Origin of the sequence: Paraburkholderia bengalensis, from assembly GCF_037126505.1 — a bacterium.
GTDB classification, from domain to species: Bacteria; Pseudomonadota; Gammaproteobacteria; order Burkholderiales; family Burkholderiaceae; genus Paraburkholderia; species Paraburkholderia bengalensis.
In genome coordinates, this window is record NZ_JACFYJ010000005.1 from 175,325 (window position 1) to 188,621 (window position 13,297).

At 64.0% G+C, this 13,297-nt stretch carries 9 protein-coding genes and 1 pseudogene; 6 read left to right on the forward strand and 4 right to left on the reverse strand.

The window, feature by feature from the left end; all coding sequences use genetic code 11:
- Positions 1–2: 2 nt before the first annotated feature.
- The 3 genes from H3V53_RS05435 to H3V53_RS05445 form a co-directional block, all read right to left on the reverse strand.
- Positions 3–1,349, reverse strand: a complete 1,347-nt coding sequence (locus tag H3V53_RS05435) for a chloride channel protein (protein ID WP_336597066.1) — start codon at positions 1,347–1,349, stop codon at positions 3–5.
- Positions 1,350–1,421: 72 nt separating this feature from the next.
- Positions 1,422–2,159 carry a class I SAM-dependent methyltransferase gene (locus H3V53_RS05440; RefSeq protein ID WP_336597067.1) on the reverse strand — a complete coding sequence of 246 codons (738 nt, stop codon included), beginning with the start codon at positions 2,157–2,159 and terminating at the stop codon, positions 1,422–1,424.
- A gap of 290 nt (positions 2,160–2,449) precedes the next feature.
- Positions 2,450–3,640 (reverse strand): glycosyltransferase family 4 protein, encoded by a 1,191-nt coding sequence (locus H3V53_RS05445; protein WP_336597068.1) that lies wholly within the window; start codon positions 3,638–3,640, stop codon positions 2,450–2,452.
- Positions 3,641–4,093: 453 nt separating this feature from the next.
- On the opposite strand from H3V53_RS05445, the gene H3V53_RS05450 reads away from it, so the two are divergent.
- The 4 genes from H3V53_RS05450 (at position 4,094) to H3V53_RS05465 (ending at position 9,980) form a co-directional block, all read left to right on the forward strand.
- The gene (locus tag H3V53_RS05450) at positions 4,094–6,490 is read left to right on the forward strand and encodes a PIG-L family deacetylase (RefSeq protein WP_336597069.1); all 2,397 of its coding nucleotides are present in this window, start codon (positions 4,094–4,096) and stop codon (positions 6,488–6,490) included.
- Between the two features lie 256 nt (positions 6,491–6,746).
- Positions 6,747–7,868, forward strand: a complete 1,122-nt coding sequence (locus H3V53_RS05455) for a glycosyltransferase family 4 protein (protein ID WP_336597070.1) — start codon at positions 6,747–6,749, stop codon at positions 7,866–7,868.
- 494 nt (positions 7,869–8,362) lie between these two features.
- The gene (locus H3V53_RS05460) at positions 8,363–9,292 is read left to right on the forward strand and encodes a helix-turn-helix domain-containing protein (RefSeq protein WP_336597071.1); all 930 of its coding nucleotides are present in this window, start codon (positions 8,363–8,365) and stop codon (positions 9,290–9,292) included.
- 109 nt (positions 9,293–9,401) lie between these two features.
- Positions 9,402–9,980 carry a DUF4337 family protein gene (locus tag H3V53_RS05465; protein WP_054922948.1) on the forward strand — a complete coding sequence of 193 codons (579 nt, stop codon included), beginning with the start codon at positions 9,402–9,404 and terminating at the stop codon, positions 9,978–9,980.
- Positions 9,981–10,061: 81 nt separating this feature from the next.
- Here the strand turns inward: H3V53_RS05465 and prpR are convergent, their stop codons facing one another.
- Positions 10,062–12,008 (reverse strand): propionate catabolism operon regulatory protein PrpR, encoded by a 1,947-nt coding sequence (gene prpR / locus H3V53_RS05470; RefSeq protein ID WP_336597072.1) that lies wholly within the window; start codon positions 12,006–12,008, stop codon positions 10,062–10,064.
- Between the two features lie 199 nt (positions 12,009–12,207).
- On the opposite strand from prpR, the gene prpB reads away from it, so the two are divergent.
- Both prpB and H3V53_RS05480 read left to right on the forward strand, forming a co-directional pair.
- Positions 12,208–13,101, forward strand: coding sequence for a methylisocitrate lyase (gene prpB / locus H3V53_RS05475; RefSeq protein ID WP_336597073.1), 894 nt, complete (start codon positions 12,208–12,210; stop codon positions 13,099–13,101).
- A gap of 20 nt (positions 13,102–13,121) precedes the next feature.
- A pseudogene (locus tag H3V53_RS05480) lies at positions 13,122–13,297 on the forward strand (2-methylcitrate synthase); the annotation flags it as partial.

Below are 13,297 nucleotides of genomic sequence, written 5' to 3' on the forward strand. Positions count from 1 at the left end.
CATCACTTGCGCGTGACGGGCAAGACCTTCAACGCAGCTGACGGCTCATACGCTCGCTGCGCCACGGGGTGGGCTGCGCGGTTCGCGAGCAGCCCACACAGACGGCTCGCCCCGACGGAGCCCGCCACGGCGAACACGACGGGGAACAGCATGTCGTGGCCCAGATGCGTAAACTCGGCGACGAGCACGATCGCCGTGATCGGCATGTTCATCGACGACGCGAGAAACGCCGTCGCACCGACCAGCGCGAACGCGCCGGACGGCACGCTCGCGCCGAGCAGATTCCACGCGCCGCCGAGCACGACGGCGAGCAGCGCGCCGACTGTCAGGCCCGGCGTCAGCAAGCCGCCGTGGGCGCCGGCGCGCAAGCTGCTCGCGCTCACGGCGACCTTCAGCGCGAGCAGGGCCGCCGCGAGGCCGATGCTCAACTGGCCGTCGAAACCCAACTGCGCGGTGCCCTTGCCGTTGCCGAGCAATTGCGGAAAGTGCACGGCGAGCAAACCGATCGCCGAGAAGTTGAGCACGTTCAGCGCAATGATGCGCCAGCCCGCGCGCGGCGCGGCTTGGCGCGCCCGATCCATCAACCGCGAGAACGCGTAGGCGGCAATGCCGAAGAGCGGGCCGGCAGCGACCGACCACGCCACGAGACTGCCGCTCAGCGCGAACGACGGAATCGCGTATTGCGACTCGTCGCCGAGGCCCACCCACGCGACGACGGCGGCGATCACCGACGTGACGAGCGCCATCGCGGCCGTCGTGGCGTCGAACGTCGCGAGCAGCACTTCGAGCACGAACACGGCGCCGCCAAGCGGCACGTTATACACGGCGGCGAGCCCCGCGCCTGCGCCGCACGCGATCAGCACCTGTGTTTGACGCGCCGACAGCCCCGCCTTACGCGCAAGCCATCCACCAACCAATGAGCCGACTTCGCGCGGCGCGACTTCGCGCCCGAGCGGCGAGCCCAGCGCGACCGTCACGATCTGCAGCACCGCGTGGGCGAGCGTGCTGCGCATCGGCATGCGGCCATCGGGCGATTTCACCGTCTGCGCGACGCTGACAAGCGGACGCCCGAAGCGCCGCACGGCCCACCAGCCGAATCCCGCCACCAGACCGCAAACGGTCATCACGGCGACGCGCCGTGCGGGCGACGCGCCATCGACGCCTTGCAGAAAGCTCTCGCCGCCGACCAGCGCGTCGAGACTGTAGCCGTATGCGAGATGCTGGATCGCGTGCAAAAGCAGTGCGAGCAACATGCCGCCGAGCCCCGCCCCGACGCCGGTCAGCACGGTGACGACGGCAAGGCGGATGACGGCGTTGCGCTCACGTGCGATGGAAGACGAAGACGGCATGGCGGCGTTGCTCGATGAGACTGGGAAGTACCTACTATAGGGTTTTCCCTCAGATTCATCCAACGACTTTATTTACTTGATTGATGATTTGCACGACTTTTTACCGAGATTGGGCGTCGCGACCAGCAGCGCGCGCCAGGACTGCCCCAGCGCCTCGTAGTCGCACGCGACAAGCTCGAAAGTCCAATCGTCGCGGTCCAGCAGGCGATCGTCCGAACAGTTGGAATATGAAAACACCAGCTTGCCGCCAGGACGCAGGAACTGCGACGCCTGGTCCAGCAAGCGCTGCGTCAGCTCGCCGTCAACGGGCGCGAGCGTCCGCCCTCCCGACTGAACCGCAGCCGGCTTGGGGACGAACGGCGGCGTGAAGGTGATCGCATCGAAGCGGCAATGTTCGAATGCTTCGAAGAGATCCGAGCACACGAAGTCGACATCGAGCCGGTTGTTGCGCGCATTTCGCCGCGCGGCGTTCACAGCCTGCGGGTCGATGTCGGACCCCGTCACGTGCCAGCCTCGACGCGCGGCGTGAAGCGCCAGCGCGCCCGAGCCGGTTCGCAGATCGAGAAGCGAGCCTGCCGACTCGTTCAATCCCGCTGCGGACCAGTTCCTCAAAAAGAACTCCGTCGAACTGCCCGGTCGCGGCGGATAGACGCCGCGCGGCACCTCCAGTTCAAGACCTGCGAGTTGATATTCCCCGCCTCGTTTCATGAGTTCCAGCATCTCGCGATAGCCGGTTTCAGATCGCCTCGGCTGCGGCTTCTTCACGATGGCGGTTTCGAGCAAGGTCGCAAACGGTGAACGGTCATACATGGCTAATGCTCCTGGGCTGGCAAAGGCAATCGGACGGTGACGCAGAGCACGCATGCGCAAATGCAGCGCGCCCATGATCCGATTGATTTCTCTGCTCAGGCTATCGGGCGCGAATTAGTTCGGCGTTAGCCAATGAGCCGCGATGGCGACCATCGTCGATGACATTCGCACGTGCGCGAAGCACGGTCGAATCGGTGAAATAGCACTCGCGCGAGTGCGCGGATTATTTGTGAGCGCCTCGCGAGCAAAGCGTTAGCGCGATTCATTCATGCAACGTACGCCAACGCACATTACTCATGTTCGGCTCGCGAAACGAGTTGATCGCCTTCGAGCACGCAATCGGCGAGTTCCATCAGATTGCTGGCGAACACGGCTGGCTTCCATTGCTCGACTGTCATACGCGCCCGCGCCGACAGCCGCTCGCGCAGCGCGTCGTCCAATGCAAGGCTTCGCATGCGCGCGGCCAGCATGTCCGCGTTGCCGGGATCGACCACGTAGCCGTTGATGTCGTTCATCACCAGTTCGCGCGCCACGCCGCACGTGTGCGTGACGATCGCCGTGCGCGATGCCGCGAACGCTTCGTTCACGCACAGGCCCCACTGATCGAATGCACTCGCGAGCACGACGAAATCCGCAAGGCCGTAGATGGCCGGCATCTCCGCATTGGGTAAGGCATCGAGAAAATGGACGTTCGCGTCCAGTTCCTTTTGCGACACGAGGCTGCGCAGCGCTCGCTCCTCGCGCCCCTGGCCGACGAGGACCAGCGCAATGCCATGCTCCGCGAGACGCGCTCGCGCGAACGAGTCGATCACGACATCGACATTCTTGCGCGCGACGAAGCGGCTGACGCAAAGCACATAGCGATGCGGCAAGCCACGCAGGCGGCGCACCTCGTCGGCCGTGTCGTGCGCGACGGCCGCGCGGCGCGAGAACTGCTCGACATCGATCACGTCGAAACCGATGCGCGAGCGCCAGCGCGGAATGCCGAGAAATTCCGCATAGTCGCGGTGCCTTTCTCCCGCGACCAGCGCGCCGTCGAAGCGGCGCACCAGGATCTTCTTCAGGCGCTCCTTGATGCTGCTGCGCGCGCCATCGTCGGCTTTCGAGTCTGACATGTAGATGAGCGCGAATGGCCGCGTGAACCGTCGGAGCAGACACAGCCACAGCGAATACGGCGTGTCATAGCCCAGCGTGACGACGACATCCGGCTCGACGCGCCGCACGATCGACGCCAGTTGCGCGAACACGCTTGGCCAGCGTCCGCCCGCGTCGCTGATGTCGTTCTCCAGCGTCGTGACCCGTTCGTGACACTGCGCGAAAAACGATGCGCGCCGCGTTTGCGGAAACGAATAAAAGCCCGAGCGGCCGAATACCTCGACCAGACAGACTTCGTCGCCGCGCCTCGCAGCGAGTCGCATCAGCGCTTCATAGCGCGGCACATGATAGTCACCCAGGTGACCGATAACGAACAGCATCCGCATGACGCCCTCAATCGCTGCAGTTTTGGCAGAAACGCGCGCGTAGCGCTATCCCGTCGGGATGCCATTGTTAAATCGACTTTGCTTCAATGTTCAGACAACAGTCGAACGTTGCGCCTGTCGGAAGTTACTTTATTACGGGTTCCACGTGAAGAAGGTATGAATTGCCATTCGACACTGAATTCTGTCTATTCCGTACTGATTTATGTGCGGCGTTCTTTGTATCATCCGTCAACGACGCGCTATTAAAAGGCGGCTCACAACGCATCGACACCGTCATCATGTTCAATCGACAGAGCCGTTCCGCGATCGATAACGACCTGCGTGCACATGCCTTTCAATTTGCAAACGAAAAACAACCGCGAATAGCCGGGGCGGACAGCGCGAGGCTACTCGATTCGTCAGATAGCGGCTCTCGGGAACAACACCAAGAAGAACAGAGAAGAACTCAACCATATGAAAACGTCGTCACTCTCCCTTTCCCGGTGGTTGCGCTATTTCCTTTATCTTCTTTGCATAGGGTCGGCATTCGACGGCACTGCATATGCGGCCGATCCTGACTGCCGCGCTGGCAAGCTCGTGACGGTCGTCGCGCATCTCGACGACGACCTGCTGTTCGTTGAACCCGCAATCAGTCAGCAACTGCGCGCCGGATGGTGCGTCACCACCGTTCATCTGATCGGCGGCGCTAACGGCACCAACTTCGCCTACGTGCAAAAACGCGAAGAAGCGTCGCGGCTCGCGTATGCGCGCGTGGCCGGTGTCCCGAACGACTGGGAAGAGTCGATGGTGCAGATAGCCGGCAAGCCCGTATTCCAGCTGACATTGAAAGGGCAACCGCGCGTGCGGCTACTCGAACTTCGGCTTCCCGGCGGCGCGGTGCGCGGCGGTCGCGTGCCGCTCGCGCTGCTCTGGGATCAGGGCGCCACGCTGACCACCTACCCGATGGGCCGCGGAGAACTCACGCCGGCGCGCTATACGCGTGACTCGCTCTCGAATGTGCTCAAGTCGATCCTGCAGGACGCGACGCAAATCGACACGCTCAATCCCGACACGGTGCCTTTCATCGAGCATCCCGATCACATCTATGCCGCTCGCATCACGCGCCATGTCGCGCAGACGCTGGGCCGGTCGTTGCCGATCTCGTACTACGTCACGTATCCGACGGGGAATTGGCCCGCCACGCTCTTTGGAGAAGAAGCGCAACGCAAGCGCGATGTGGCGGCGAGTTATTTCTCGATCGACGGCGACGATTTTGCGCACGTGTTCGGCGAATACCAGTGGGACGGCAACTGGATTCTGCGCAATTACAAACGCACCGACTCCACGCTCGATCGCGTGCCGGATTTCGTCGTCCGCCCGACCGTCCTGTTCAACGCCGCGTCGAATCAGTGCCTGACGTCGCGAGGCGGCGGCCACGAACCCGAACTCGCACCCTGCGACGATTCGACCGGCCAGCAATGGAAATGGCAACCGAAGCCCACGTATGCGGGCAACCAGCGCAATGCGGCGCTCGTGTCCGTTTCGACGGGCCAATGCGTGGCGGAACGCGATGGCAATCTCGCCGAAGAACCGTGCGACGACTGGGACGCGGCGCAACGCTGGACGCCGTGGGATTTCGGCCTGATCTTCACGCCGTCGCGGCGCTGCCTGGGCGAGGACGACAATCGCCTGCGTATTCGCGGATGCGCGTCCCTGACGACGCGATACCGATGGTCGACGGCGCGTCCGTCATGGGCAACCGACTTGCGCCTTGCAGGCGCGATGTACGGCGACGTGACGGGAGGTGGCGAGCCGTCCACGGTATTCGTTCAAAGACGTGCGGACGGCCCGGGCTTCGATGTGCTCGTGCAAACCTCCACATTGGGAAAAGCCGCGCAACCCGAGCATTGGTATGAAGGTTCCGTGCGCTTCGACAGCCGCGCCACGACGCCGACGTGCGGCGCCGACGCACTGTGTTTCGATAGCGCGCGCTTTCTGCTGGGCGACTTCGATGGCGATGGCCGCGCCGATCTGATGGTCGTGACGCCGCGTAACGGCGGCTCGGCGTTCTGGCTGTTGCGCAGCACGGGCACCCGCTTCGCCGCGCCTGTCCTCTGGTTCCAGAGCGACGCCCGAATAGCAGGAGAACGCGTGCAGCAATACGTCGCCTTCTCCACGCAAGCGTCGTCGCGCGAAAGAATCCTCATTGCGGTTCAGAACGCAGCCAACGGCATCGATCTATGGACGGTCGCCGCCGACGAATCGGGCCGTGTTCAGCAAACGGAAGTCCTCAACAACAGCGGCCTTGCCGCCAACGTTCAATTGCTTGCCGTGAGAGGCATTCGCAAAAGCGGCGCAGCGTTTATCGCATTGCAGTCCGCCAGCGACGACAAGCGCCGTATTTCCGTCACGCAACTCGACGTCGACGGCGCCACTGCGCGCGTCAACGCAACGTCGTGGCTGCCCTCGACATTCCGACGCGACAGCACGCGCTTCACCAGCGCTCACGTTTACCCGGATGACGATGCGTCGATCGTGATGACCGTCCCGCACTATGCGGAACCCGGCGGCGTCGATGCATGGAAATGGAGCCTCGCGCATCCCGGTACCGCGCCCGTTCTACTTGGCTGGCTGCGCGATATCCGATGGGCGGATGCGACGCCCGCGCTGATTCGAACCGGCAACCAGGCGGCGCTCATCTTTTACGAGCGGGCCGACGCGATCCTCAACAACACGCTCTACACGGCAGGTGCGGCATCGCTCGTGCGCTATGGCTTTCATGCGAATGAGATTCAAATCACGCCTATGGACATTCAGCCATTACCCGCCGTGTACTCGGAAACCCTATGGCTCGAACGACTCTCGCCATAGCGATACGCGTGCGTGCGAGGCGGGCCGCCATGCCGCTTCGAATCAAAAGAGGCCTGTCCATGCCTCTTTTCCGGGGGCGTGTCCAGTAATGACTAGTCGTTGACCGAAGCTCACTGTGGCAAGGCGCTATGTTATAGGCACTAAGGTCCAACGAATTATCAATAGCCCCACGCAACCGTACGCTGTACAAAAGAAAGAGATACACGGTTCGTTGAACCGGTTCTCTACCTACAAGACTCGATCGGAACGGTAACAAGTGCGGATACTACAGGTCGTCTATACGCCACGTTTGTCTGGTGCCGAGGTTCTCGCAAAGGGCGTCGCGGTCCAGCACAGGGAGGGTGGCCACGAAGTCTGCATTGCATCGATGGAACCGCAATTGGACGACTTCGAACACAGCCGGCGCGAGCTCGAAGCCGCGAACGTGCTGTGCTGCTTTCCGGACACCCCGCAAGGAAGAATCCGGCGTCTCGCGCATCTGTGGCGCGTGGTGCGCCAGTTCCGTCCCGACATCATCATCGCGCATGCGACGATCGCGGCGCTCTACGTCCGTCTGTTGCCGAACGTCGCGCCCGTCATCTACGTGATGCACTCCGGCTCCAACGATTTCGCCGATCCCAAACTGCGCTGGGCGGAGCGTGTCCTGTCGCGTCGCGCGGCAGCCGTGGTCGGCGTGTCGCCGCGCAATGCGCAGGACTATCTGCGCGAATTCGGCCCGCATCCGCTCGTGACCGTCATTCCCAACGGCGTCGACCTGCCGCGCTATCAGCACGCGGCGCCCCCGGACATCGACGCTGCCGACCCCACACGGCTGATCGTGCAGCTGGGCCGCTATATCGCCGACAAAGGACAACTCGATACCATTCGCGCGTTTGAAATCGTGCTGCAATCGGAGCCCGATGCGCGCCTGCTGCTGCACGGCGCCATTGAAGATCTCGCGTATCACGATACGGCGATGAACCTCGTGCATCGATTGAATCTGGACGAGCGGGTCACGCTGCTTGGTCCGACCTCGAATGTGGCCGAGATCCTGCAAACGTCGCATGTCTTTGCGATGCCTTCTCATGTGGAAGCGCACAGCATTGGCTTTCTCGAAGCGCTGGCCTCGGGTATTCCCGTCGTCGCAAGCCACATCGAAGCATTCGAATTTGCGCGCGAGCTTCCCGCCGTCTCACTCGTCGATACGAAAGACCCCGCCGCATTTGCGCGCGCGCTGGTCGACGCGCTGCACGCGCCACGCGCGTGGCGCGCGCTCGACGGCTACACGTTGCGCGATAGCGCAGAGGGCTATCTGAAAGTGGCGCAGGCCATTTCTGGCGCGGGCATCAATGCGGGGGGATCGTCGATATCCAGCTGGAAGCACAACCAGTCCATGTGAGCGAGGGAATACGAACCCTTCCGGCATCGTTTCGTCCGTGTGCCGACACGACGGCTCACGGCTCAACCGGCCAACGCCATACACGCCCAACGAAACCGGCATGAGCGCGACCGCCAGCGGCGGGAGCGCTTCATCCGTGCGCTGCAATAGCCATTGAGCCCGCAGCGCCACCCGCTGCGAACCCTTCTCGCGCTGCCGGATACGGCGCGCCGCCTGGCGGCCGAACGTCACGCCGCTGACCGTCCATTCATGCACTGCTGATGCGCTGCGCGCCGAAAGAAAGCATCGCGCTATGTGCGCTTGCACACATCCGCTGGTCGCTGGGTCGAGGCAGCATGGGCATTCGGCGGCCGAACTGGAGCGCTTCGCCTATCCGATACGCGTGACGGGGGCGAGCGCTATACCGTATCGAGGTCGGGTCTTCGTGTTTCTGATCCAGTTCATTCAGGTTGGGGAAGAAAATGATGTCGACACGTCTGCCTCAAACGAGCGATTTGAAGGAACCGGAGGGCAGCGACGTCATCCCCCGGCGCGTGCGCCGCGTCGCCATTGCGCTGTTCGACGGCTTCGACCTGTTGAGCGCGAGCGTCATCGCCAACACGCTGGAAATCGCCAGCGAGCTGTCGGGGCGCGGCCCCATTCAATGGCTGTATCACATCGCCACGCTATCGGATCACGACGGCTACGTGGCCAGTTCCGCGGCGCTGCTCGTCGGCACGGAAGCATTCGATGCGCACGCGGAGGACGAATTCGACGCGATCTTCGCGCTGATCGGCGACGACAGGCACATCGATGCCCGCTCGGTGACGCTGCTCGCGTGGATTCATCGCGCGCGCTCGAAAGCAGCCGACGTGCGGTTTGTCGGCGCGCCGCTTCCGGGGCGGGAATGTAACGAGGACGACATGTCCGCCGCGGCCGTGCGGGCAAGCGAGCGCAAGACGAAATCGCAAAGCCTCAACGACGCGCTCACGGGCGCGTTGAAGCTGATTCGCCGCGACATGGGCGACGGCATGGCGCGCCGCGTCGCCGAGCGACTTTCGGTGTGCTCGCGCGACATGCTCAATGCGATCTTCGAGGATGTCGTCGGCAGTACGCCCGCCGAGAAGGTTCGCGTGGCGGCGCACTGGCTGCAGGACAACTGCCGCCGCCCCGTGACGATCGAAGACGCCGCGCAGGTCGCCGCGATGAGCGAGCGCAGCCTGCTGCGCCATTTCCGCAGCGAACTCGGCATGACGCCGTCGGACTATCTGATGCACGCGCGGCTGCAGCTCGTCTGCAACCTGCTCGTCGAAACCGATCTGCCCGTCGACAAGGTCGCCAAACGCGCCGGCCTGACGAGCGGCGATCATCTGGCGCGCAGCTTCCGGCGGCACATGAAAACGTCGCCGACGGAATATCGCGCGCAGCGCAGAATGCAGTGCTGAAACGCGCGCGCCGCGCGCTGCCCGACACGCGGTTTGCACCGACGCAAAACGCTTTTGCGCGGCTGCCGCGCTGCGGTATGCTGGCGGCTTTCCGACCTCCCGAATCACGATGTCCGACGAATACGAAGTACACGGCCCGCACGATCATGCGCTCGAGCACGGCGGTGCTCATGCAAGCGATAGCAGCGCGTCGCGCATCGCCGTGATGACCGCCATTCTCGCGAGCGTCGGCGCTATCGCCGCGTACCAGAGCGGCGCCAACGAAAACCAGGCGCTCTTCTACAAGAACGAAGCCGCCATCCTCAAGACGGAAGCCGCGAATCAATGGGCGTACTACCAGGCCAAGGGCGAAAAGCAGAACCTCGCCGAACTGGGCGCGGCGTTAAGCGATCCCGCGTCGGCGCCGCACGCGAAGTTCATCGCCGACGTGCAGCGCTACAAGACCGAGAAAGAGCCGATTCGCCAGCAGGCGGAATCGCTGGAGAAGCAGGTCAAGCAGGACAATGAAGTAAGCGAATCCTTGCAACATCAGCATCATCGCTGGGCGCAAGCCACAACCCTGATCCAGATCTCCATCGCGCTGGCCGCCATCACGCTGCTCACGAAAAAGCGCTGGCTTCAGAAGGTCACGGTCGGCATGGCTGTCATCGCAGTCGGCCTGTTCGTGACTGCATGGCTGGGCGTGTGAACGAGCGGGGCGCGCGGTTGTTTGCGCCGCTTTTTACGTCACTCGTTACGTCACTCGTTGCGTGACTCATTGCACCGCTCATCACGCGGGATTGAGCTTGCGCCACAGCGTCGTCTTGCTGATGCCAAGCGCCTTGCAAGCGGCGTCGCGGTCGCCGCCGCAAGCTGCGAGCATCGCGCGTATTTCATCGGCTTCGACATGCCGGCTGCGCTCGCGCAACGTCAATGCGCCCTTCTTTTGCGGCTGGGCTGACGCGATCAGCTCGGGCGCCACGACGTCGAGCATCTCGCGCGTGAAAGCGTCGTCTGCCGCGCCTTCCGCATCCGCGAGTTCGACGGCAATCCGTTCGATCACATTCTGCAATTCGCGCACGTTGCCGGGCCACGCGTAGCGGCGCAGCGGCTCGCCGACGGGTGCGAGCACGCGCGTCGCCGCCTCCAGGTCGGGAACGCGCGCGGCCAGACGCGGCTCGCGCGCGGCGGCCTGCAGCAACAGTTCGGCGGCAAGCGGCATGACGTCCGTCGTGCGTTCGCGCAGCGGCGGCAGCGCAATGCTCAGAATGTTCAGCCGGTAATAGAGGTCGGCGCGAAACGTCCCGAGTTCGATGCCCTCCGTCAGCGCGCGGTGCGTCGCGGCGACGACGCGTATGTCGACGCGCGTCGGTTCCGTCGAACCGAGCCGCACCACTTCGCGTTCCTGCAGCACGCGCAGCAGCCGGCTTTGTAACGGCAGCGGCATTTCGCCGATCTCGTCGAGAAACAGCGTGCCGCGATGCGCCGCTTCGATCAGCCCCGCCTTGCCGCCCTTGCGCGCGCCCGTGAACGCGCCCTCTTCATAGCCGAACAATTCGCTTTCGAGCAGTGCTTCCGGAAACGCGCCGCAATTGATCGCGACGAACGCGAAGTCCCGCCGCGCGCTCAGCCGATGCATGCTCTGCGCGACCATTTCCTTGCCGGTGCCGCTTTCGCCGAGTATCAGCACGGTTGCATCGGATTTCGCATAGCGGCGCACCAGCGTGCGCACGCGCTCGATCGACGGACATCCGCCGATCAGATCGTCGAGCTGGTAGCGCGCGGTGAACTGCTGCACGCGCTGCCGCGAACGCAGTGTGCGATCGAGCCGCTCGACGGCGCGCGACTCCTGGAATGTCAGCACGGTGCCCGCTGCGGCGCCCGCGCCCGCCAGCGGCCCGCGATGCACGAGATAGCTCGCGCCGCGCAACGACACGAGCGTGTCGCCGTCCGTGTCGGGCAGCGCGCTCGACAGCTCCGGCGCAAGCTGCTGGAGCGGCATGCCCGCGGCGTTCGCCGCATCGATGCCGAGCACGCCCGCGAGGCGCTGGTTGATCGCTTCGACGCGTCCTTGCGCGTCCAGCGCCACGACGCCGTCGCGCAGGTGCTGCAGCAGATTGTCCAGACGCTGCCGGCGCACGCCTTCGGCGCGGGTGGCATGGGCGACGTCGAGCGCCGTGTCGAACGCACCGCGCACCGACGCGCGCGAATACACGAAGACGGCCGCCATTCCCGCGCGCTCGGCGAGATCGGTCACGTGGCCCGGTCCGACCACGGCATCCACGCCGCGTTCCCGCAACGCGTGCACGCACTGCTGCGCATCTTCCGTCGAGCGATACGAGGCGAAAATCACGTCGATGCCGTACGCCGCCGCAAAGCGCTTCACTTCGTCGGGCGTCTCGCCGTGCGTGACGAGCGCCACCGAATCGCCGTCGCGCCGCGCGCGCGCCAGCGCCTGCATCACGTCGAAACCCGTCGGCGCGATCACCACGACGGGCACGTCGACGCGCGTACGCAGATAAGCGCCGTTCGAACCGCCCGCGACGATCACATCGGGACGCTCGCTGCCTGCCGCCTCGATTTCCTGCACGGCATCGCCGAAGCCGCGCGGCACCACGCGCACGTCGGCGCGGCCCGCATATTCGCTGGCAATGTCCACGAACAGATCGCGCAAGCGGCTGATGCCCATCGCCCAGACGCGCGGGCGCGGGCTCGAAACAGCGGTGGAGATACTCATGAATTCGACCTGGGGAAATGCGAACGGACCAGCCGTCATTATGCGCGCGCCGTTCCACAATCGAAACCGGAGATTTCAGTTCTGCAATCTGCGCATAGCCGCGCCGACCGGCGCACCTCGTCAAATCAGTCACTTAGCGGTGGTTCGCAAATTGGCACGGTGCTTGCAGATAAGGGCCCGCAAATAACGGAGCCTCAAATTGAACTCGATCAGACAACCCGCTAGCGCCGGCGCCTCGTTCCGCCAGGCCGTCGCCGAAGGACAACCGCTGCAAGTCGTCGGCGCCATCACCGCCTATGCCGCGAAAATGGCCGAAGCCGTCGGCTTCAAGGCCGTGTACCTGTCGGGCGGCGGCGTCGCCGCGAACTCGCTCGGCGTTCCCGATCTGGGCATCAGCACCATGGACGACGTACTGACCGACGCACGCCGCATCACCGATGCGACCAACCTGCCGCTGCTCGTCGATATCGACACCGGCTGGGGCGGCGCCTTCAACATCGCGCGCACGGTGCGCTCGTTCATCAAGGCAGGCGTCGCGGCCGTGCATCTGGAAGATCAGGTCGGACAGAAGCGCTGCGGCCATCGCCCGAACAAGGAAGTCGTCGCGAAAGAGGAAATGGTGGATCGCGTGAAGGCCGCCGTCGACGCGCGCACCGACGACCAGTTCGTCATCATGGCCCGCACCGACGCCGCCGCCGCCGAAGGGCTCGACGCCGCAATCGAACGTGCCGTCGCGTACGTCGAAGCCGGCGCGGACATGATCTTTCCCGAAGCGATGAAAACGCTCGACGACTATCGCCGCTTCAAGGCCGCCGTGAAGGTGCCGATTCTCGCCAACCTGACCGAGTTCGGCGCGACGCCGTTCTTCACCACGACGGAATTGCGCGAAGCGAACGTCGATATCGCGCTGTACTGCTGCGGCGCCTATCGCGCGATGAACGCGGCGGCGCTGAACTTCTACGAGACGGTGATGCGCGACGGCACGCAAAAAGCAGCCGTGCCGACGATGCAGACGCGCGAAGACCTGTACAGATATCTTGGCTATCACGCGTACGAGGACAAGCTCGACGCGCTGTTCGCCGCACACAAGTAATGGCATCTGGAGGAAGACACATGAGCGAAGCAGACAACGGCACGCAGAACGCGGGCGCATTCAAACCGAAGAAATCCGTGGCCCTGTCGGGCGTGAGGGCGGGCAATACCGCGTTGTGCACGGTCGGCAAGACGGGCAACGACCTGCACTACCGCGGCTACGACATTCTCGATCTCGCGGGCGCGTGCGAATTCGA